We start from the raw sequence: 23434 nt of genomic DNA on the forward strand, positions 1-23434 counted from the left end.
ATCTCCAGCACCAGCGCGCTTTTGCGCTTGGCCGTCCACCGCTTGATCTCTTCGTCCATCACCTTGCCCATGCTTAACTCCTTTCAAAGTATCGCCTGAGCAGATTTTCAGTGGGTCATTACACTCGTCGCAGCCGCTGATCGCCGCAAGGGCGGGCGCGGTGGTCCCGTAGCCCGGCAACGGGTTCTGCGGTGCTGAGCCCTGAATATGCGGCGTGCGTGCCTGCGCAGGTATCAGTCCGGTTTTTCGAGTCAGATCCTAAATCCAAAAATGCATCGTTCCTTACCCTGGTCGCAGAGGCTGGCGGGGCGCCGTTTCATGAATAGATTCGACGAGCACAAGCCCGCAAGGAGAGGTCCGATGTCACACAAGCGTTCAGGAGATCCCGTGGAATTTGCTTTTCCGGAAGGGAGTCACTTACTGTCCGGTGGGTGCACGCAGAGGCACATCAGGGAGGGAGTTGCGATGCGGAAATATTCTGGGGCCTTGGCTCTGGCCGTGGCTTTTATCGGTCTGCCGGCGCATGCCGAGGTTCGGCTCCTCGATGACGAGGCGACTGTGCGACGCACCGGTGAAGTCACGGTTCAGCTCGACACTGGTGTGGCCAAGGTGCCGGTGACGGTCTGGCGCAAGGCAGGCGTGACGCACGCCTATGGTCGGGATTCGAGTGGGCGCTACCTGGTGCTGACGGACGCCGGTGACGGCTGGACCGGATCGGTGCAGGGCGCCTCGCTGAGCGAGGGCGTCGGCGACGTGGCGGCCAAGGCCGGGACGGCTGCGCCCGGCTTCGTGGGTGACGTGATGGCGCCCGTTGCCCGAGCGGCCGAAGGTGGGCTCGCCGTGGCGGCGCCGAAGGCGGCCGACACTCGCTTGGACGTGCTGTTCCTGTATACACATCGCGCGGCCGAAGTGCATGGGCTCGAGGCGATCTATAAGGCTGGCCCGCTGTTCGAGTCCCGCATGAATGCCACGCTGGCCAACAGTGGCCTGCCTTACACCGCACGGGTGGTGGGTTTTGCTGAGGTTGATGTGGAGGATCCGACGGATGTAGGGCTCGCGCAGTGGTATCCCAAGTTTATGAACGATAAGGGCAACTCGGAGATCTCCCGGAGCGCCTTCAGCGCGGACCTGGTGGTCGTTCTGCGTGGGCCGATCGAACAGCATGAGGTTGTCGCTGGTGTCGCAAGTGGATATTCCGGGCAGCCCTTCGAGACCGAGCGCGCGAATGCGTATACCCTGATCTATACGGAACACGCGTCTACCTCGGGTGGCACACCGGTTCATGAAGTTGGTCACTTGCTTGGCGGCGGTCACGAGAGCCCTGAGCGCGGCTGGAAGAATTACTCGAGCGCGCATTCGTGCTCGGATGGGCCGGCCCTTCAGGGCGATCCGGCAGACTGGGCGCCGTGGGCTACGGCGGTGTCGAGTCACGCGAGCTCGGTTCCGCTCTACAGCACTCCCAGCTACACCGCTGCGGATGGCACCGCGTGCGGGGACGCGGCGACGGGCGACAACGTTCGTACCTTCCGCGACTCGCTGCCGGTGGTGACCAGCTACAACCCTCGAATGCCGGTGTACTCGACCTTTACGTTGCCGGGCGCGAGTGAGATCAGCGTGCAGGAGAACGTTGGCACGATCCCGGTTGAAGTCACGCGCAGCGGCGACCTGTCGAAGGCGGGCAGTGTCGAGGTTGCGACCGTGCCCAGTGGTTCGCGGCGTGCGAAGGCGGGTGCCGACTATGTCGACGTGCTCAAGCGTGTGGAGTTCGCGGCAGGGGAAGATCGGCACACGGTGCAGGTCCAGGTTCTGGATAACAGCTGGTACGACACCGGGGCGGCGACCAATGGTCCCAAGACGTTCTCGATCGTGCTTCGATACCCGGTCAACGCCGATGTTGCGAATGACGAGCAGGTGGTGTCAGTGATCGACAACGAGATCCCGGCGCCGACGCCGACGCCGCGTCCTTCGACCGGTGGAAGCAGCGGAGGTGGTGCACTGGGTCTGCCGCTGCTGCTGCCGCTGCTCGGGCTGGTGGGTCTGCGTCGCCGAGGTTTCCCATGGCACCCTTGAGCGGGCTTGGACTGCCCCAGTGACCGTAAGCTTTCAGCGGCTAGAAAGATGTACTGTGCCCGCAACTAGATGCATTGGAGTCCCGAGGGTTCGGAAATCAGGCATTTGGATGCCATTGCCGCAAATCGGGATTTGCCTGAATGAACGGTGAGCGCAAACGCCGAAACCGTTGCGCTCCTTTTCTCGATTTTCAAGCAGGAGTGACCTGAATGGACGATATGGAGCAGATCGAAGCAATTGAGTCATGGGATTCTGGTGGTGGCATTTTGCTCGACATTGTCCGGTTGCGGGACGGCACAATCTTGGCCATCAGTGACGAAGCCATCGTGCTTTACGCGGATGAAGAGGATCTGGTTGCCGGGGACGCAGTTGAACGGCCAATGATCAACAGGCCTCTGGGAGGCGAGAGGTGAGCGAATTTGTTTTTACACTGCCGTTGGCGATTGGTTCCAACGCTGTGGAGCTCAAGGGACAGTCAAGGAGCAAAGGGAAAATCTTGACGTGACAACAATTTCTTGTGTGGATTTGTTCTGCGGTGCGGGTGGGCTGACGCATGGCTTCGTCTTGGAAGGGTTACCTGTCGTCGCTGGTATCGACTTGGACCCAGCTTGCCGGTTTCCCTATGAAGCCAACAACCAGGCGCGATTCGTCGAATCGGACATCAGCAAGGTCACCGCGCCCGAACTGAAAGCGCTGTTCGGTGACGCTGACCTCACGATTCTCGCGGGCTGCGCCCCGTGCCAACCCTTCTCGACCTACGCACAGCGCTACGAACTAGATGGCAAGGATGGCAAGTGGGGCCTGCTGTACGAGTTTGCGCGCCTGGCCAAAGGCGCCAAACCCGATGTCATCACGATGGAGAACGTCCCCACCGTCGCGAAACACGAGGTGTTCCATGACTTCGTCGATACGCTGAAGCGGCTCGGCTACGATGTCTGGTTCGATGTCGTCGACAGCTCCCGCTATGGCGTGCCACAGATGCGGCGGCGCATGGTGCTACTGGCATCGAAGCATGGCGACATCAAGATGATCGAACCGACCCACGAGAAACCAAAGACGGTTCGTCAAGCCATCGGCCGCTTGCGCCCATTGAGCGCGGGCGAGGCGGCCCCGAGGGACAAATTGCACGTCACCTCGACGCTTTCCGAAAAGAATCTTCGGCGGATCAAAGTCTCGAAGCCCGGTGGAACTTGGCGCGATTGGCCGGATGATCTCGTAGCCGACTGTCACCGCGCCGAGAGTGGACGCACCTACCCGGGCGTCTATGGACGCATGGAGTGGGACAAACCCGCCCCGACCATGACCACGCAATGCTACGGGTTCGGCAATGGCCGTTTCGGGCACCCGGAACAGGACCGAGCCATCTCGTTGAGGGAGGCAGCGATCCTCCAGAGCTTTCCACGCGACTACGCGTTCGTGCCGGAGGACGGCGAAGTGAGCTTCAAGGTTCTCGGGCGGCTCATCGGCAACGCGGTTCCCGTCGATCTCGGTCGTGCCATCGCGCGCAGCATCAACATGCATATCGCATCGGTCACGGCCCGATGACGAGCTGACGAGGGCTTCCGATGTCGCGCATTCAGCCCTCGTCCCCCGAGACCAGTCGCCGCATGGCGAAGGTTCGGCAGAAAGGGACTGATGCCGAAATCGCACTACGAAGTGAGCTTTACCGGAAGGGCCTGCGCTACCGAGTCGATTACGAGGTCCTGAAGAAACCTCGCCGCGTGGCAGACGTGGCATTCCCGGGGTTGAAGATCGCCGTCTTCGTCGATGGGTGCTTTTGGCACGGATGCCCTAAGCATGGCACCTGGCCGAAACAGAACGCAGAGTTCTGGCGGCAGAAGATCGAGGCGAATCGCCTCAGGGACACCGACACGAATTCGAGGCTTCTCGAAAGCGGTTGGACGGTACTGCGATTCTGGGAACACGAGTCCCCGATCGAAGCCACGGATACCGTCGCACAGGCGGTCGCCATCGCAAAAGAAAAGCGCTGCACTTCGTCGCCTGGCGTAAACAAAAAGAATTGAACAGGAAGAAGGCAGATCGCATGGCAATCTCGAACGATCAGAAGCTTCAGACGTACCGTGCCCGTCCCGAGCCCGGGCAATTGGTCGAGGTTCGTCGGCGCCAGTGGGTCGTGGCGGATGTCGCCTCCTCGAAACTGGAGTCGGATGCATCCTTGCAGAACTGCGTGACGCTTTCCTCCATTGATGAGGACGGTCTCGGAGAAGAATTGGAAGTCATCTGGGAGATCGAACCCGGCGCACAGGTCATCGAGCGTGCGGGCCTGCCTTCCATTACCGGGCAAGACGACTCCGACACGCTCGAAGCCTTTCTTGATGCAGTGCGATGGGGTGCCGCCACCAATGCAGACCGAGGGTTTCTGCAGGCGCCGTTCCGCAGTGGCGTCAGCATCGAGGACTTTCAGCTCGACCCTCTGGTACGCGCCATCGACATGGCCCGCGTCAACCTGCTCATCGCCGACGACGTCGGCTTGGGCAAGACCATCGAAGCGGGGCTGGTCATCCAGGAGATGCAACTCCGGCACCGCGCCCGCACCGTCTTGATCATCTGCCCCGCTTCGCTCCAGGAGAAGTGGCGTGTCGAGATGCTCGAAAAGTTCGGCCTCGACTTTCGTGTGGTCGACACCGGCTACATCAAGCAATTACGGCGCGAACGCGGCATCCACGCCAACCCATGGACCTCCCACCCACGTCTCATTGCCTCGATGGACTGGGTCAAGAGTGGCGAAGGCCTGCGCGCCATGCGCGATGTTCTTCCGCCGCATGCCGGTCATCCGCGCAAGTTCGATCTACTGGTCGTCGACGAAGCGCACAACATCGCCCCTGCCGCCGGGGCACATTACGCGCTGGAGAGCCAGCGGACGCGCTTCATCCGCGCGATCAGTCCGCACTTCCAGCATCGGCTGTTCCTGACCGCGACACCGCACAACGGCTACACCGAGTCGTTCACCTCACTGTTGGAGTTGCTGGACGACCAACGCTTCGCCCGCAACATCCTCCCCGACGAGAAGCAGTTGAGTCAGGTAATGATCCGTCGCCTGAAGAGCGATCTCGTCGATGCTGACAGCAAACCCCTGTATGCCCAGCGCAAGCTCCAGGCGCTGGCGGTCTCATACACGGGTGAGGAACGGGAGATCCACCAGAAGCTGAACGATTACTGTGCCAGCCGCGAAAGAGACGCGGAGAAGACCGGCAGCACATTCGGCACTTCGTTCGTCAATCAACTGCTCAAGAAGCGCCTCTTCTCGTCGCCCGCCGCGTTCGCTTCCACGCTCGAGAAGCACGTCGCCTCGCTGTCGAATGGCGCCAAGCCCAAGGGTCGAGATGCCATGGCCGAGCGCATCCTGCGCAAAGCCATCCTGAAAGCAGACGAGGATTACGCCAACGACCAGGAAGTCGAGAACGCTCAGTCAGAGGCCGTCGAGGAGGCATCACGCCGTTCCCAACCGCTGACGCAAGAGCAACAACGGATGCTGGCCGACTTGAGGCAATGGGCACAGCGCGCCAAGAACCAGACCGACTCCAAGGCCAGAGCCATCCTCGATTGGCTCTCAGCCAATCTGAAACCGGGCGGTCAGTGGAACGATCGCCGCGTGATCCTGTTCACCGAATACCGCACCACCCACCAGTGGATGCACGAGATCCTCGCCAGCCATGGTTTCGGCGGCGAACGACTCGGTCTGCTCCACGGAGGACTCACTCAGGACGAGCGTGAACCCATCAAGGCAGCCTTCCAGGCATCTCCCAAGGATTCCCCCGTCCGCATCCTGCTCGCCACCGATGCGGCCTCCGAAGGTATCGACCTGCAGAACCACTGTAACTGCCTCATCCACCTTGAGATCCCCTACAACCCCAACGTGATGGAGCAGCGCAACGGGCGTATCGACCGTCACGGACAACGGGAGAAAGAGGTGCTGATCTGGCACCCCGTCGACGGCGGTCACAAAAGCCATGACTCGGTCGGTGGCCATGGCGACGACATCCTGCGTGCGCTGCGCAAACTGGAGTCGATGCGCGCCGACATGGGCAGCGTCAATCCGGTCATCGCGCCCCAGATGTCCGGGCTCATCGAAGGCTCGCTGAAGGATCTGGACACCCGTCTCGCGGAGGCCAAGATCGCCAAGGCCAGGCGCTTCGTGCGCGCCGAACGCGAGCTGAAAGAGCGCGTCGCCAAGCTCCATGAACGGCTCCTCGCCACCCAGCAGGATTTTCACCTCACGCCCGATCACATCCAGATGGCGGTGAAGACTGGTCTCGCGCTGGCGGGCCGCCCCCCGTTGGAACCCGTCGCGCTCGCAGATGCACCCCAAGGCAGCGCATTCAGGATGCCACCCCTCTCGGGATCATGGGCGCGCTGTCTGGAGGGCCTGCGTCACCCGCATACCCAGCAGATACGCCCCATCACCTTCGACCACGCCGTGGCCAAGGGGCGAGACGATGTCGTGTTGGTCCACCTGAATCATCGAATGGTGCAGATGTGCCTGCGGCTGTTGCGCGCCGAGGTCTGGGCGCAGGATGACGTGAAGAAACTCCATCGCGTCACCGTGCGCACATTGCCGGATGGCAGCATCGAGGGTCCGGCCGTGGTCGTCATCTCGCGGCTGGTCATCACCGGTGGCAACCACCATCGCCTTCACGAGGAACTGACCGTCTCGGGCGGCTATCTGCGCGATCAGTCGTTCCGGCGCGAAGAAGGCGTCACGCGCGTCCAGCAGTGGCTGGACGAGGCGCAGCCCATCACAGCGAACGATTCGCTGTTCGATGCCCTTCGGGTGCGCTTCGATCGCACTCGACCCGCCATCCTGCAAGCGGTGGACGCCCGCTCGAAGGATCGACTCAAGTTTCTGGCAAACACGCTGCAGACCCGTAAGCAACGAGAGTTGGACGACATCGGTGCCGTGCTGGACGAACTCGAGAAGGCGATCCAGAGTGAACTGAAGAAGGATCAGCAGCCCGAGCAGATGTCGCTGTTCACCGAGGACGAGCGCACCCAACTCAGGCGTGACACCGCCGCGCTGGAGTCGCGGCTCGCGCGCATCCCGGTGGAGCGCATCCAGGAGGTGCAAGCCATCGAGACTCGCTATGCCAAGCTTGATGACCGCACCTTTCCTGTTGCCGTCGTGTTCATCGTTCCCGAAGAGGCCGCACGATGAGCCAAGGCGTCAGCTACACCCTTGCGGATTTCCGAAAAGCTAACGAGGCGCAAGTGTTGGGCGCCTTGACGGCGTCAGTGGCATCGACCGGCATCCAGACAACGCGCACCACCCAGATCGATAGCTGGAAACAGCAGATTCAGATTCTGAGGCGCACGGCAACAGAACTCATTGAAGCTAACCCAGCCGCCGCTTCGTGGCACCTGATTCTCGAATATGAGCTCCCGAGGCGTCAGAAGCGCCCTGATGCAGTGCTATTGGCAGGCGACGTTATCCTCGTGGTCGAGTTCAAGGTCGGCGCTGACAGTTTCGATGCGTCGTCGAGGTGGCAGACCGAAGACTACTGCTTGAACTTGCGAGATTTTCACGCAGAGTGTGTGGGTCGCTCGATCGTGCCTGTTCTATGTGCGACCGCTGCCACTGGATCTGAGAACGCCTCTGTAAAGGTCGTGGGCAGCGTAGCGCCGGTCCAGTGCGCCAATGCGGAGAATCTGTCCGAAGTCCTCACTGCGGCTCATAGGCTCGCAGTTCAGCCCGGTGCTGCAGCGATCAATCCTCGCAAGTGGATCGAATCAGCCTACCGGCCGACCCTCTCCGTCATCGAGGCCGCTGAACGGCTGTATGGCAGCCACGGCGTGCGTGAGATCAGCCACAGCTACGCCAGTAACCTGGATGAAACCACGGACATGCTGGCGAAGGTGATCCGCGATGCCCGCGCCAACGGTACGCGGCATGTGTGCTTCGTTACCGGTGTGCCCGGGGCCGGAAAGACGCTGACGGGACTTAACGTGGTTCACGATCCGTCGTTGCGCGCTGAGGACGGTCCGTCCGGCATCTTTCTCTCGGGTAATGGTCCACTGGTAAAGGTGGTACGCGAAGCTCTCGTGTTAGGCCAACAGCGTGCTGGACGACGTCGTCAGGACAGCGCGCATGAGGTGTCCACGTTTATCCAGAACGTCCATCAGTTCCTGCGCTATCACCGCGAGAACCCCACGGCCAAGCCACATGAGCATGTGGTCGTGTTCGACGAAGCACAGCGCGCATGGGACAGGGAGCGAATGCAGCGCAAGCAAGGCGTCGACGCATCCGAGGCCGCAGAACTCTTCGATGTCATGGATCGCCTGGACGGCTGGGCGGTGATAGTCGCACTGGTCGGGGGCGGTCAGGAAATCTTCCTCGGTGAGGCCGGGCTGGAAGAATGGGGTCGAGCAGTGTCGGAGCGCCCCCATTGGCAGGTGGTCGCTTCACCCGAAGTGGTCACTGGCGGTGCGAGCGTCTCAGACCATCGATTGTTCGATTCTGGAGTGCCACCGGCCATCACAGTGCAGTCGGAACCGTTGGCTCACTTGAGCGTGGGTGTCCGTAGTCACCGAGCCCAGCAGTTGGCCGAGTGGGTGAATGCGGTGCTGCACGTCGACGTAGCCCAGGCTCGCGAGTTGATGCCCGATTCGCGCGAGTTTCCGCTCTATGTGACGCGGGATCTCAATCAAGCCCGAGCTTGGCTGCGTGCCCGCTGCCCCCCTGAGGCCGAGCAACGTGCCGGTCTCGTGGCGACGTCTGAAGATCAGCGGCTCCGAGCGTATGGTTTGGAGCGGTCTAGCGGGTTCCGGCTCGGGTTCTCCTTCGAAAAGTGGTTTCTTATGCCGCCAACGGATTCCCGGTCGAGCCATGTCCTTGAGGTAGCTGCATCCGAATTCGAATGCCAAGGTCTCGAACTGGACTGGGTCGGGCTCTGTTGGGGCGGCGACCTCACCCTCGCACGCGACGGGAGTTGGGACTACCGGAAGTTTCGGGGAAGCGTATGGAATCAGGTCAGAGGTGAAATCGAGCAGGCATACGTGCGCAACCGCTATCGCGTGCTACTCACCCGAGCACGCGCGGGAATGGTCATCTGGATTCCGCCAGGAAGTGCCAATGACAAGACGCTCGAGCCGTCGCGATTCAACCGTGTCCATGACCTTCTGATAGCGGCGGGTGTTCCCGAGCTGCAAGAGACCGCCGGAGCGCTCGCATGAATCATCTTCCTCAACATCACGATTGGCTGGCACTGATCGAGATCTCCGGCCCGTTCCTCGCCGTCCCCGTTCTCAAGGAGGCCTTTCCTCAAGGCCTGGAAGAGCTCGACGGAACCAAGCGCAAGCGGTTACGTCAGGCCTACGAGGAATGGCGCGAGGCGCTGGAGACGGACGACACTCAGTTCGACGAATTGCACGCCGCCTGGATCGATGAGGTGCTGGCGCGTGGCCTGGAACTCGATGAGGATGGCAAAGGTGACGTCCTGAAGCGCGCCGACTGGTGCGCGGCCAACCTGAATTTCACCCTGCCCGAGCATGGCGTGACGCTGTCCCCGGATCTCACGGTGATCGATGAGCAGCGTGGCAACAAGCCGCTGATGCTCATCCAAGCCTACGGCCAGGACGTCGACCTCGATGCCACCTTGAAGCAGGATGGATGGGCCGCTACCCCGGCCGACCGCATAGTTCAGTTGTGCCGCGCCATCGGCTGCCGCTTGGGATTGGTGACCAATGGCGAGCGCTGGATGCTGGTCGACGCCCCAGTAGGTGCCGTCACAACCTTCGCCAGCTGGTACGCCCGCATCTGGAGCCAGGAGCCCATCACCCTGCAAGCTTTCGTGCACCTGCTGGGCATTCGTCGCTTCTTCGTCGATGAAGCCGAGCAACTGCCGGCACTGTTCGACCGCTCGCTGAAGTATCAGGACGAAGTCACCGACGCCCTCGGTGAGCAAGTGCGGCGCGCCGTGGAAGTGCTGATCCAGGCGCTCGACAAGGCCGACCAGGACCGCGACCGCGCGTTGCTGCGCGACGTGAAGGAGCCGGAACTCTACGAAGCCGCGCTGACGGTGATGATGCGTCTGGTATTCCTGCTCTCCGCCGAAGAGCGCGGCTTGTTGTTACTCGGCGACGAGCGCTACGAGGCCAACTACGCGCTCTCGACCTTGCGCATGCAATTGCGCAAGGAATCCGAGGAGATCCTCGAACGCCGCTGGGATGCCTGGTCGCGCCTGCTGGCCATATTCCGCGCCGTATTTGGTGGCATCGAGCATGAGAACCTGCGTCTGCCCGCACTGGGTGGCTCGCTGTTCGACCCGGATCGCTTTCCTTTCCTCGAGGGCCGAGCCAAGGGCTCCGACTGGCGCACTGACATCGCCAAGCCGCTGCCGATCGACAACCGCACCGTGCTGCTGTTGCTCGAGGCCATCCAGCAGTTCCAGGGCCGAACACTGTCCTACCGCGCACTGGACGTCGAACAGATCGGCTACGTCTATGAGGGCTTGCTGGAGCGTACCGTCAAGCGAACCGCCGAGGTCACGCTGGAACTGGATGGCACCAAGAACGCCAAAGCCCCCTGGGTCAAGTTGGCCGAACTGGAATCCGCCCGCCTCGAAGGCGCCGAATGCCTTGCCCAACTGCTCCAGGAGCGTTCCGGCAGTTCCGCCAGCCGTGTACGCAACGATCTGGCCAAGCCAGTCGACGACACACTTGCCGACCGTCTGCTGGCCGCCTGCCATGGGGATACCAGCCTTCGTAACCGCATCAAGCCCTTTGCCCATCTGGTACGCATCGATCCATGGGGTTATCCGCTGGTCTATCCCGCCGGGGCGTTCATCGTCACCACCGGCTCCGACCGGCGCGAGACCGGCACCCACTACACCCCGAAATCGCTCACCGAGGCCATCGTCACCGAGACGTTGACGCCGATCGCCTACGTGGGGCCGGTAGAGGGCACCCCGCGTGAGCAGTGGGTGCTGAAATCCCCCGCCGAACTGCTGGACCTGAAGATCTGCGACCCAGCCATGGGCTCGGGCGCCTTCTTGGTGCAGGCCTGCCGCTGGCTGGCCGATCGCCTGGTCGAGGCTTGGTCACTGGCCGAAGGCAGTGGAAAGACGGTGAGCGTGGATGGCGAAGTCCTGGATTCGCCGGGCACCAAGGAGCTTCTGCCCCGCGACACCGAGGCCCGCACTGTGATTGCCCGCCGCCTCATCGCCGAGCGCTGCCTCTACGGCGTGGACCTGAATCCCCTGGCGGTCGAACTCGCCAAGCTCTCCATCTGGCTGGTGACGCTGGCCAAGGGGCGTCCGTTCGGCTTCCTCGACCACAATCTGCGCTGCGGCGACAGTCTGCTCGGCATCCATCGTCTGGATCAGCTCACCGAGCTCTCGATGACACCGACCGGGAAAGGCCAGCAACGCCTGTTCGGGCAGAACATCGAGCGGGCGGTACTTGAAGCGATCGAGTTGCGCCAGCGGTTGCGCAAGAAGCCCATCCGCGACATTCGTGACGTCGAAGCCATGGCAACCCTGGATGCCAATGCGCGCCAGAAGCTCGAAGTACCGGAGCACATTGCAGATGCGTTCATTGGCGAAGTGTTTGCCATGGGTGGCAATGGAGCGGGTCTGGAGGACGGGCCGGCATCTCTGACTATTCAAGCTGGCCAAGCCGTCGAAGGTGACCGCAATGCGCTCGCTTTAATGCATCGGCGATCGGTCGCCTCGCTCTCGACTGACCTACCTGCCGACAAACACTCGCGGCGGCCTTTCCATTGGCCGTTGGAGTTCCCTGAGGTATTTGCGCGCGATCGCGCAGGCTTCGACGTGCTAGTAGGAAATCCTCCATTCAAGCGAGGAAAAGATTTGTCCGGCATTCTCGGATCAACCTATCGAGAATGGCTGGTACAGCAGGTAGCGTCGAACCGTCGCGGATCAGCAGATCTTGTCGTTTATTTCTTTCTCAGGGCAAATCAGATACTGCGGGAGTTGGGATGCTTTGGTCTGCTGGCCACAAACACAATCGCAGAGGGTGATACGAGGCAAGTTGGGTTAGAGCCACTACTGGCGGCTGGCAACTGTATTTATCAAGCGCATCCGAATGAGCCGTGGCCGGGCGCTGCCGCCGTAATGGTCAGTCGTGTCCATATGTATAAGGGGCAGTGGAACGGCCCAGTCCGTTTAGGCAGCGCGGATGTTCCGATAATTTCAGCCTTCCTCTCTGCGATCAATGAGTGGTCGCCAAAGCCCCTGGCAGAGAACTCCGGACGCTCATATCAAGGATCAAACATACTTGGCCTTGGATTTACGATGAGCGAGCACGATGCGCGTGCGCTCATTGAGCAAGATAAGCGCCTTGAGGATGTGCTATTCCCCTACATGATCGGAGAGGATTTGACATCCTCACCGCAACAAAGGGCATCACGGTGGGTGATCAACTTTTGGGATTGGCCGTTAGATCGCAGTGCCTCTGGTCGTTGGGAGGGCGCATCGGAAGAAGCTCGGGCCAAGTGGCTCAAAGAACTTCGGGTTCCTCGTGACTTCCCCTGTAAGGTTGCCGCAGACTTTCCTGATCTTCTGTCCATCGTCGAGGAAACGGTTAAGCCGGAGAGAGCGGAAAAGAAGAGGAAGCAGTACCGCGACATTTGGTGGCAGTTTGCGGAGAAGCAAAAGGCGCTCTATGCCGCATTGGGCGCCGGAAAATTCCTATCGCGCGAACTTGACGGCGAGCGATCATCAGCGACGCCGTCAACTCATGCCCTGTGCCAAGTGATGATTTCCAAATACTTGGCCATTTCAATGGTTCCTACGAGCATCGTCTTCTCTCATCGGCTCGTGGTCTTTACGGTGGATGCAGAAACATTCTTCTCACTGCTTCAGTCGTCTATTCACGAAGTTTGGGCCAGAAAGTATGGGGGCACCTTGGAAACGAGGATGTCCTACACACCGTCCGATGCGTTTGAAACTTTCCCGTTCCCGTCAAAGGTTGATGCGTTCGGGGCTGTTGGCCATAGATTTCATGAGCTGCGCAATTCCGTGATGCGCGATCGCGACATTGGCATGACCGCGCTTTACAACCAATTCCATCAACCCAGTGCTCAATCTGTTGCGTTGACTGAGTTGAGGGATCTACAGCGCGAAATGGACGCCACCGTCGCACACGCTTACGGCTGGGACGACCTCGACCTTGAACACGGTTTCCACGAAGTACCGTATCTGCCGGAGAAGGACCGCGTCCGCTTCACCATTTCGGAGACCGCCCGCGTCGAAGTGCTGCGGCGGCTGTCGGAATTGAACCGTCAGCGTTACGAGGAAGAAGTCACTGCAGGCTTGCACAACGGCAAGACTACCGGCACCGGGTCGCGCAAACCTCGTGTCACCTCTTCGGAGAACAAGCCCTCGCGACAGCCGTCATTCGACTTCGACGGCGCATCGGCCAACGATGGAACCTACCGAAAAGCCGCCGAACAGCGAGCCAGCTATCAGGCAGGCCCAACCCACGCCATCGTTGAATACATGAAGGCCCATCCCGGATGGCACGCCAAGTCCGATATCGTCTCTGCCATCGGCATCACCGACGGCCAATGGAACGCTGCGATTGCCGAGCTTATCGCGGATAACAGGATTGAGCGCCAGGGAGAGAAGCGCGGAGCGCGTTATCGAGTGGTGACCGAGGGGGCGAAAGAATGAAAGAGTATCAACTAAATGTCGATCCGCGCATCTTGGAACTGCTCGGCCCGAATCTCTACACGAACATTTACTACGTGCTGGCGGAGTTGATCGCCAATGCGTATGACGCAGACGCAAAGAACGTCTACATCATTGCCAACAAGGATGACATCCGGGTTGAAGACGATGGCCATGGCATGTCCTATGAGAAGGGGGATATTGCCAACTATCTCAATGTGGCGGGCGTTTCACGAATCAAGGAAGCCGACTCGTTCTCCAAGTCCGGAGCTCGCCGAAAAATGGGTCGCAAGGGCGTAGGAAAGCTGGCGGCGCTGTCGGTCTCCGAGAATGTCGACATCCTGACCGTGGCAGACGGCGAGAAGTCGGGATTCGTCCTTTCTCGCCATCCAGATGAAGGCAGCAAGCTCAAAGCAATTGCCGACGCCGACATCACTTTCGATCATGTCGTAGACCATGGCTCCGCCATCGTGATGCGCAACCCGCAGTACAGACTCCACAAGACGCTTGTTGCCGTAAAGCGCAATCTTCTGAAGATTTTTCCCTTGATCAATGCTGATTTTCGCATCCACGTCATCAGGGGGCAGGAATCCGAGATCATCGACGATTTCGACAGAAACGTGATGGCGGAGCTCGGCACGCTGATCGCGCTTGGCGATGAGTATTCGCCATTGATCGACCTCGTACCTGATATCTACCCACAAAGGCGAGCGGACCTGGTCACCGCCAGAGAGGAAAAAACCATCCCTTTGGTCATGAAGGACAATGATGGGGTTGAGCACGAATACACTCTCGGTATTGCTGGTTGGATAGGGACGTACAAAACGACGAGAGGCCGCAAAGCCGAGATGTCGGATTTCCCTGACAACTTCATCTCCCTTTTCGCAAACAAAAAAATGGGGGAGTTCAACATTCTTCCTGTCGTTGGCCAGAACAAATTGAACGAGGTTTATGTCGTAGGACAATTGCACGTCGATCTATTTGAGCTTACAGAACTGCCCGACATGGCATTGAGCAACCGCCAGGGGTACAAATCTGATGACCCGCGATATGTCGCAGTCCTGGACTATGTGCGGAAGGAGCTTCTGGCAGAGATTCTGAGAAAGCGGGAAATTTTCACGGACATAGGAAAAGCGAGGAAGAAGCAGCAAAAGCAAGACGAACAAAAGGACAATGAGGAGCGGCTCCGGCGCAATGTCGACGACTTCCGCAGGAAGGCGAGCGAAGAAGCTGCGAACAACCTGCTGGACCTTGGCTCTGGCTTGACTCGCGAAGCGATTGAGGGCGCCATTACAAGATCGATAAACGACAACAGCCCTGACCTGGGGCTCAAGTCGCTCATCGATTCCCAGAAGAAAAAGATACTCATCAGTCAGACGTATCCTGACAAACCGTTCGCCGACATCATTTATCAGATGCTCCTGCACAACAACGTGCCAGCCGAGGACATCCTGTATACGAATTGTGACGATGAAATCTGCCGCGTAACGGAAGGCAGAGGTGTCTACGACTATTTGAGAGAGTTTTTCGTAGAGAGCTACTCGGCTCAAAAAATATTCGTCCTCTTTGTGACTAGCGAGAACACCAAGGTGTCATGGGGTGCGATCACGGAAGTGGGCGCGTCTTGGATCACCCAGGTCGACCATAAGATCTTCAATGTTCATCCGTTCAGACCCGAGCATCCTCTGAACGATGAGGTGCAGTGGCAAAGCACCAACCGGGAGGAACCAACCAAAGGCGAGCTTTGGATGATTCCGCTGAACGCTGATGTTTTCTGCCAGAAGATCGAAGCGGTTTGTGACGCGCTTGGTTACGAGAAGAGGACCAGAACAGAGAACAAAGCGTACCTCGGGACGCTAATTCCTATTCGAAGCGCCTGAGGGAACCGGACATGGCACAAAACAATAACTCCAATGCATGGATTGCCGTTGATCATGGCCTCGGCATCGATGACAGGCTCGCGCCCTACATTTTGGATCTGAATGGTGAGCGTTCTCTCTATCAGGCCATCGAGGAGGACGACTGGGTTCTGGCCCTGAACCCCGTTGGTAGCATCACCCGTGTTGGGCGTGTGCTGCGGGTTCGTTCTGATCTCGAAACCACCACGCTCTATTTCGACCGACTGCTGTCGGTCACCGACCCCGTCTCGATCGGCCTCACTGCACTCACGCCACCGTCTTCGGGAAGTATTGGTCGGGTCCAGTGGACCGATTTCGTCGAAGCCCTACCCAAAGCATTGCACAAGACAATCGCCGATGTGCCGACGATCGGTTCTGACGCCCGAGCACCCCAGCATCAGCAGGAACTAGCCTACATCCGCGAACTGCTGCAACTGGCCGTGATGGACGATCTGCTCGGTCCGGCTGGCGGTCCTCATGAGCGTATCGTCGACATGGGTGTGCGGGATCGCTATCTGGTGGGCAAGCTCGCTCCGCGTGAGGCGGCACAGGGTGGTATCGAAGGGCTTGAAGGGCCACTGGCGAACGACGAGGTCGAAGAGCCCGCCGACCCGAAGGCGCCCGGCCAGCATGAACCCGGTGCGGAGTTCGGCACGGCGACGGGGCGTGTCGAGCCCGAATCCGATGCGGCAGACGAGATCGATGCGGCCAGCAATCAGTCGCTGGTGCCGAGTAGCCTCGGCATGACCTTTTGCGTGGATGGCGACGCCGAACGAATCGAGATCGAAGTGCGCTGGGGTCGCTATGAGCGCAGCGATGAGCACGAGATCTTCCGCACCCGCAAGAACAAGGAGACCGGTGCCGAGGAGCAGACCAAGGCGAAAGTCTGGCAGCGCATTCCCTGTGGCGGCAAGCTGGTGCTGCCGCTCACCGAAGGCGTGATCCCCCATCAGGCGCCGGATAAGAGCTATCCCGAAGTGCGGGTGCAAGGCTCCGTGCGTGCCAAGAACGCGAATGGTGACCGCCTGGTGACGCTGTTCCTGGTCAATGCACAGGAGGAACCCGAGACCAACCGCGATTCCGCCTGGGTGTTCCAGCCGGAGCTGATCGTGCGATCGGAAGCAGAAGCCCTCAAGCGCGCCATCTTCCGGCGCCGGCCCGTACTGGATGCGGACGGCATGGACCCGGAGCGTGAATCGCTGGAGATGATCTACCGCAACCGGGTGGAGTTCGCAGTGGGTCATGGCGTCGCCGTCCATGCCGAAACGGCGGATGACGTGACGCTGGCCACCGAGGTGCGCACCATCGTCATGCCTCAATACGAGGTGCAGGTCACCGAGACACCGGGTCTCGATCCCGCCGACCGACCGGCGATGAAGGAAATGGTGAGCAGTGGTCTGCTCGACATGCAGCGCCTCGCCACCTTGGACATCGATCCTCTGGTCGACGCCCTGAACCTGCTGACCAAGGATTACGCCGCGTGGATCGACGAGCAGCGCGCTCGAGTTGGTGTCGACGTGCTCGGCTACGACGCGCAGTCCCGACAGGCGATGGATCGATGCCAGGAGATCCACACGCGTCTGCAGCAGGGCATCGATACACTGAGGATCAATGAGAAAGCGCTGGAGGCCTTCCGGTTCGCCAACCAGGCGATGGCGTCGCAGCGCGTGCGTAGCCAGTACGCCCTCGAAATCCGGCGCGGCAAGGACGTTACCGTCGACCTGTTCGACGTGCTGAAGAACCGCAGCTGGCGCCCGTTCCAGTTGGCTTTCCTGCTGCTGTCGATCCCATCGCTGGCCGACCCGACGCACCCGGATCGCGTGCGGCCCGTCGAAGCCCATGCCGACCTGCTGTGGTTCCCCACCGGCGGTGGCAAGACGGAGGCGTACCTGGGTGTGGCCGCCTTCACCATGGCCATTCGGCGCATGCAGGGCACCCTGGGCGGCTACGACGGTTCGCGCGGTCTGGCCGTGATCATGCGTTACACCCTTCGCCTTCTGACGTTGCAGCAGTTCCAGCGTGCCACGGCATTGATCTGTGCAATGGAGGTGCTGCGACGCGAGGCGCTGGCCAAGGGTGACGATTCGCTCGGTACCGAACCCTTCACGATCGGGCTGTGGGTAGGCAACAAGGTAACACCCGGCACGACCGAGGACAGCCATCGGGCCATCGAGGACATCCGCAACCCCGGCAAGTACAACGCCGGGGCGGCGTCTCCAGCGCAACTGACCAGTTGCCCTTGGTGTGGCTCGGAAGTCGCCCCTGGGCGCGACGTGGAGGTCGACAAGGGCCGTGGGCGCACCTTCGTCTACTGCGGCGACAAGAAGGGCCGCTGCGACTTCTCGAAGGGCAAGTCCAGCAAGCTCCATCACCCGGGCATCCCGGTGCTCGTCGTGGACGAGGAGATCTACCACCGTCCCCCGACGATGATGATCGCCACCGTGGACAAGTTCGCCATGATGGCGTGGCGGGGCCAGGTGCGCACGCTGTTCGGTCGGGTGGGCCAGGAATGCGAGCGGCACGGCCTGCTGTGGCAGGGGGCGGACTGCAATGGCAACCACCAGGTCGGCAAGGGACTCGGTGCGACCAAGGTCAAGAACATCAGCCCGATTCGCCCACCGGACCTGATCATTCAGGATGAGTTTCACCTGATCAGCGGACCGCTCGGCACCATGGTCGGCTTGTACGAGACGGCCGTGGACGAGCTGTGCGGCTGGAAACTCGGCGAACACATGGTCAAGCCGAAGATCATCGCGTCGACCGCCACGGTGCGTAAGGCCCGCGAACAAGTGAACAACGTCTTCATGCGGCGCGTGTCGGTGTTCCCGCCGCACGGGCTGGACGTGGAAGACAACTACTTCTCGGTGCAACGACCGATCAAGGACAAGCCGGGACGGCGCTATCTCGGCGTCTGCTCTCCCGGAAGTTCACGACCTGCGATGCTGATCCGCGTCTACACGGCATTCCTGACCGCTGCTCAGGCTCTATTCGACCGCTTCGGCGAGCCCGCAGACCCCTACATGACCATGGTCGGCTATTTCAACTCGCTGCGAGAGCTGGGGGGCATGAAGCGCTTGGCCGAGGACGACGTGCAGACGCGTTCATACCGGGTGCAGATGAGCATGGTCGAGCGCCCTGCGCTGGCGCAACGCAGCGTCAGCAACATCCGCGAGCTGACATCTCGCGTCTCCAGCCAGGACATCCCGAAGTACCTCGACAACCTCGAGGTGAAGTTCAAGTCCGAGTTCGATGCCGTAGCCGGCAAATACGTGACCAAGTGGCAAGAGGGCGACACCCGGGCGATCGACGTGGTACTGGCTACCAACATGCTGTCGGTGGGGGTGGACGTCAATCGGCTGGGACTGATGGCGGTCAACGGCCAGCCCAAGGGCACGGCGGAGTACATCCAGGCCACCAGTCGGGTGGGTCGTTCTTTCCCCGGCTTGGTCTGCACCGTGCTTACATGGGCACGGCCACGCGACCTCTCGCACTACGAGACCTTCGAGCACTACCACGCCACCTTCTACAAGCACGTCGAAGCGCAGTCCGTGACGCCATTCTCGCCGCGTGCGATGGACCGTGGTCTGACCGGCTCGCTGCTGAGCCTGATGCGTCTGGAAAACGATGCGTTCAGCCCCAACGAGGGGGCAGGCAAGTTGGACAAGTCAGATCAGAGAGAGATCACCGAGGCCATCGATGTGCTCGTCAAACGGGCATGGAACGTCAGCGAGCTGTCCAGTACCAAGGGACTGGCCGAACAGGAACTCAAGGAGCGCGCAGATGAGTGGGCCAAGGAGGTGGGCAAAGGGGGCCGCATTCTGGCCTATGAGAAGCGCGGCCCCGAGAAGGACAAGACAGTTGCATTGATCAGGTCGCCGGGCATCCAAGCCTGGGACAACTGGACCGTACCCATGTCGATGCGCGAGGTCGAGCCCGGCGTGCGGTTGATCATGAATACCAGCCACATCACGGACGACCACGACTGGAAGCCTCGTCCTGCGACGAAGGATGAGGATTGAACATGATCAACAATGACAAGACTCCAGTCGGAGAAGTACGACCCAGCCAACTGCTCTGGACATACGGCCCAGGGGCATTGATCGACCTGCCGAGCCTGTCCGTCGTGACGCTCGGCATCGACCGATGGGAGAAGGACCGCTGCCAACCAATCCAGGAAGCCAGACTGCTGGCCGCCGTTCGGAAGGTGCTTGGAGCACAGGTCGAGAACCTGCGGATGCCGCCGTTCCAGAAAAGCGAGCTCGTCGATGTCTGGTCGGCCGAGGCCAACATCGGCGTTCCCGTTCGGCCATTCCCGCGTTGGATGCGCTGCGTGAAATGCGGCCTGCTGTCCCCCTTCGATGCCGGACTGTTCGAGATCAAGGAGAACCGTTTCAGACCAGAGCGAACCCGGTTCGTCCACAAAGGCTGTCGAGGTTCGAAGGGTGATCAACCCGCCAAGGACGCCGATGCCGTACCGGCCCGTTTCCTGTTGGCCTGCCGCGACGGCCACCTGGACGACTTCCCTTGGCACTACTTCGTCCACGGCGGCAACAGTTCCTGTAAGGGCACGCTGCGCTTCTTCGAGAGCGGCGCCTCGTTGCAGACCGAGAACCTGTGGGCGAAGTGCGATGCGTGTGGGGCATCGAGGAGCATGGCACACGCCTTCGGCAAGGCCGGGAAAGAGAATTTGCCGGGGTGTCGCGGACGACATCCCCACCTCGATCACTTCGACAACGAATGCGACGAGGAAGCGCGGGCGGTTCTGTTGGGCGCCACGAATAGTTGGTTCCCGATCACACTTTCGGCGCTCGCCATTCCCCAGACCAAGGACCCACTCAGTCAGCTGATCCAGGATGGCTGGGCGTTCTTCGAGGAACTGGAATCCGAAGCCGAAGTGTCGGTGACGGTGAAAACCCTGAAGAAGACCGGGGCGCTGCCAGGGATCGATAAATATCCGGCGGCGTCGATCTGGTCGGCCATCGAGGCGCACCCTACCGGAGGCGGACAGGAGATCGTGGGTGAGGCCGACATCAAGGGCCCCGAGTGGGACGTGCTGACAGAGGCAAATCCACCCACGGACTACCCGCACTTCATGAGCAAGAAGGTCGGTACGCCACCGGCCTTTGCAAAGCACATCAGCAGAGTGCTGCTTCTGGAGCGACTGCGCGAGGTCAATGCCTTGCTCGGTTTCACTCGCGTGGAGGCGCCCGAAGAAACGGGTGGCCCGAACGAACGGCCCCAGATGGCCAACCTCTCACGAGGCAAACCGGACTGGGTTCCTGCAAACCAGGTGCATGGTGAGGGTATCTTCATCCAGTTCGACGAGCAGGCGCTCGTCGCTTGGGAAGCACTACCTGCCGTCGCGCAGGTCGACAAGATGCTCCGGGGAGGCCACAGGGGATGGCGCAATTCACGTCATCTCGATCCTGACGAGGGCTACCCCGGCATTCGCTACGCCATGCTCCACACGCTCTCGCATCTGCTGATTCGCGAGCTGGCGCTGGAGTGCGGCTACAACGCTGCGAGCATTCGTGAGCGCATCTATGCCGACACATCGGGCGACAGCCCACAGGCAGGCATCCTCATCTACACGGCAGCAGCGGACTCCGATGGAACGCTGGGCGGTCTAGTCGATCTCGGTAAGCCTGAGAATTTGGGGCGCCTCCTGGAGCAAGCCTTGAACCGCTCGAAGATTTGCTCCTCGGACCCGCTCTGCTCCGAGCACGATCCGGAGAAAGATCGCTCACTTCATGCTGCGGCTTGCCACGCTTGTAGTTTGGTGGCCGAGACCTCCTGCGAGCGCGGGAATCGCTACCTGGATCGGTCATTGCTGGTTCCGACCCTGGAACGTATCGACGCGGCTTTCTTCAAGGGCTTGTGACATGGAGAAGCTCTTGGACGCCGTCGCAGCCGTAGTCTGTCTGGTCTCTCCAGAGAAGGTTCAGTCGATCGCCAACCGGATTCGTCAGGCCGGCACCAGTAAAGCGGCCAATTCGCTGTCGAGCGTGGTCGGCACGCCTGCTGCCGCCGGGGTCGTGGATCAGCTCGTCGACGCATGGCGAACGACTAGTGTCGGGGCCGATGAACTTGCGTCGATGCTGCTCGCCGCCGGACATGTCTTCACCAAGACTACGAATCAACAATCCACCGAACTCGTGTGGACGGGGCCGACGACACCCTTTGTCTCCGCTCGACGAACCGAGCAGGCGTTACTGCAGGTCATCAACGCCGCCGAGCAGACCCTGTTCATCACCAGCTTTGTCGCCTATGACGTCTCGACCATCGTAAAGGCGCTAAATTCTGCAACTGATCGCGGAGTGGTCATCTCCATGCTGCTCGAGTTGTCGCGGAATCACGGCGGCAGCATTGCCTTTGATGGAATAGGCAAGATGAAAGCTCTAGTCCCCGCCGCACGACTCTATGCCTGGCGTGACAAGGCCGATCCGTTCTTAGACGGGCGCGTCCATGCCAAAGTCGCCGTTGCCGACGGTAGGATGTGTTTCATCACCAGCGCGAACCTGACCGGTCATGCGATGGAGAAGAACATGGAAGCTGGCGTACTCCTCTCTGGAGGGCACATTCCCAAGCTGTTGTATGACCATTTACGGTCATTGGTGGCAACCAATTTGGTTTCGCCTGTATGAAACGTTCCATATTGCAGCGAACGAGGTTGGGTTCGCCGGACAATGATGCATGCGAGGGCTTCTTTGGTCGATTGAAGACCGAGATGTTCTTCGCCCGGGACTGGCTCTCGACGACCATCGAAGAGTTCGTGGCAGCGTTGGATGCCTACATCCGCTGGCATAACGACGTGCGGATCAAGAGTTCGCTGGGCTTCCGCAGTCCCGCCGAGCACCGTATGAACCTGGGCGTCGCAGCATAACCGGTCCAAGTTTTCCGCCGCACCCCCAGCTGGTCAGTTTTCAACGCGCGCCAACAGCCTATGCACAACATGCGGCGTGAAGCCCTTGGAAAGGCACGCAAACCGCAGTATCGTCACCGCAAAGACGCCAGCTCGTGGAGGGACGAGGGGATGCGTTTCAAGACTCAAAATCAGCCGAAGCGCGAGAACGCGCCGGAAAATCAAAATCATCAACTGATGATCCTGCGCCTCCGTGCGCGTGGGATTTTTCTACAGGCGCGTTGGCTCATAAACTACAAAAGGGGGAATGCATGTTTTTAATTGGCTTAATTATTGCAATAATTCTCGCAATCATATCCAAGAACAGGAAATATCCTGCATGGGAAATCATTCTATGGTTTGTTGCAGGATTTTTGTTCAACATAATAAGCATTCCGGTATTTCTAATAAGATCGATAATAGAGAAAAAAGGTTGGAGTGTTGGCTTGGCGAGTGGTGCTCTAATCGCAGTTGGCTCTATTTCAATGATTTACGACTTCGGTAGAGTCCTATCTGACCGCGGATGGTTCTCAAGGCCCGAGCTTGGCGCAGCTTCTATTATTGGCGTCCTTCTTATTATTGCTGGAATTTTTGTTGCATTCTTAGCAGGTAAAAAAGGTAAGACAATAGAAGAAAAACTTTCAGAATTGGACAATCTACTGTCAACAGGGAAGATATCAAATGAAGAACACGCCGAATTGAGGAAATCTATTTTGCTATCGCATTCATAAGCTAAAAATTCACTCGAGTGAAACGAGACAGGTCCTGCGGTTTGGTGGACACCCTGAGCTTACCCTTGGACTTCCCCTGCGGCAGTAGGCATCGCCGGCCTATGATTTGAGCATAGGAGGAAGTGCATGAGTACCCAGAGATTTACACCAGAGTTCAAGGAGGAGGCTGTCCGCCAAGTTCTCGAACGC

12 protein-coding genes and 1 pseudogene are annotated in these 23434 nt (G+C 60.0%); all 13 read left to right on the forward strand.

Annotated elements, in window-relative coordinates:
* The first annotated feature begins 465 nt into the window (after nt 1-465).
* Nucleotides 466-2070 carry a Calx-beta domain-containing protein gene (locus E4T66_RS20995; RefSeq protein ID WP_169577759.1) on the forward strand — a complete coding sequence of 535 codons (1605 nt, stop codon included), beginning with the start codon at nt 466-468 and terminating at the stop codon, nt 2068-2070.
* A gap of 209 nt (nt 2071-2279) precedes the next feature.
* Entirely contained in the window at nt 2280-2483 is a 204-nt protein-coding gene (locus E4T66_RS21000) for a hypothetical protein (protein ID WP_136852063.1), read from the forward strand.
* Between the two features lie 88 nt (nt 2484-2571).
* Nucleotides 2572-3615 carry a DNA cytosine methyltransferase gene (locus E4T66_RS21005; RefSeq protein WP_136852065.1) on the forward strand — a complete coding sequence of 348 codons (1044 nt, stop codon included), beginning with the start codon at nt 2572-2574 and terminating at the stop codon, nt 3613-3615.
* A gap of 20 nt (nt 3616-3635) precedes the next feature.
* A complete protein-coding gene (locus tag E4T66_RS21010; RefSeq protein ID WP_136852067.1) occupies nt 3636-4094 on the forward strand; it encodes a very short patch repair endonuclease in 459 nt (152 codons plus the stop codon).
* A 20-nt stretch (nt 4095-4114) separates the two neighbouring features.
* Nucleotides 4115-7243 carry a DISARM system SNF2-like helicase DrmD gene (gene drmD, locus E4T66_RS21015; RefSeq protein ID WP_136852070.1) on the forward strand — a complete coding sequence of 1043 codons (3129 nt, stop codon included), beginning with the start codon at nt 4115-4117 and terminating at the stop codon, nt 7241-7243.
* Complete coding sequence (locus E4T66_RS21020) at nt 7240-9258, forward strand: DUF2075 domain-containing protein (RefSeq protein ID WP_136852072.1); 2019 nt, start codon at nt 7240-7242, stop codon at nt 9256-9258. The genes drmD and E4T66_RS21020 overlap by 4 nt, the downstream gene beginning before the upstream one ends.
* The gene (locus E4T66_RS21025; RefSeq protein ID WP_136852074.1) at nt 9255-13718 is read left to right on the forward strand and encodes an Eco57I restriction-modification methylase domain-containing protein; all 4464 of its coding nucleotides are present in this window, start codon (nt 9255-9257) and stop codon (nt 13716-13718) included. Before E4T66_RS21020 ends, E4T66_RS21025 begins: the two co-directional genes overlap by 4 nt.
* Nucleotides 13715-15595: an ATP-binding protein gene (locus E4T66_RS21030; RefSeq protein WP_136852076.1), complete on the forward strand. Its 1881-nt coding sequence runs from the start codon at nt 13715-13717 to the stop codon at nt 15593-15595. Before E4T66_RS21025 ends, E4T66_RS21030 begins: the two co-directional genes overlap by 4 nt.
* 11 nt (nt 15596-15606) lie before the next feature.
* Nucleotides 15607-19632 (forward strand): DISARM system helicase DrmA, encoded by a 4026-nt coding sequence (drmA, locus tag E4T66_RS21035; RefSeq protein WP_136852078.1) that lies wholly within the window; start codon nt 15607-15609, stop codon nt 19630-19632.
* Between the two features lie 2 nt (nt 19633-19634).
* Complete coding sequence (gene drmB, locus E4T66_RS21040) at nt 19635-21494, forward strand: DUF1998 domain-containing protein (RefSeq protein WP_136852080.1); 1860 nt, start codon at nt 19635-19637, stop codon at nt 21492-21494.
* 1 nt (nt 21495) lies between these two features.
* Nucleotides 21496-22257, forward strand: coding sequence for a DISARM system phospholipase D-like protein DrmC (drmC, locus tag E4T66_RS21045; RefSeq protein WP_136852082.1), 762 nt, complete (start codon nt 21496-21498; stop codon nt 22255-22257).
* 32 nt (nt 22258-22289) lie between these two features.
* A pseudogene (locus E4T66_RS21050) lies at nt 22290-22496 on the forward strand (IS3 family transposase); the annotation flags it as partial.
* A gap of 290 nt (nt 22497-22786) precedes the next feature.
* Nucleotides 22787-23245, forward strand: a complete 459-nt coding sequence (locus tag E4T66_RS21055; protein ID WP_211243068.1) for a hypothetical protein — start codon at nt 22787-22789, stop codon at nt 23243-23245.
* Nucleotides 23246-23434: the final 189 nt, after the last annotated feature.

It is taken from the genome of Sinimarinibacterium arenosum (assembly GCF_005047655.1).
GTDB lineage: Bacteria > Pseudomonadota > Gammaproteobacteria > Nevskiales > Nevskiaceae > Solimonas.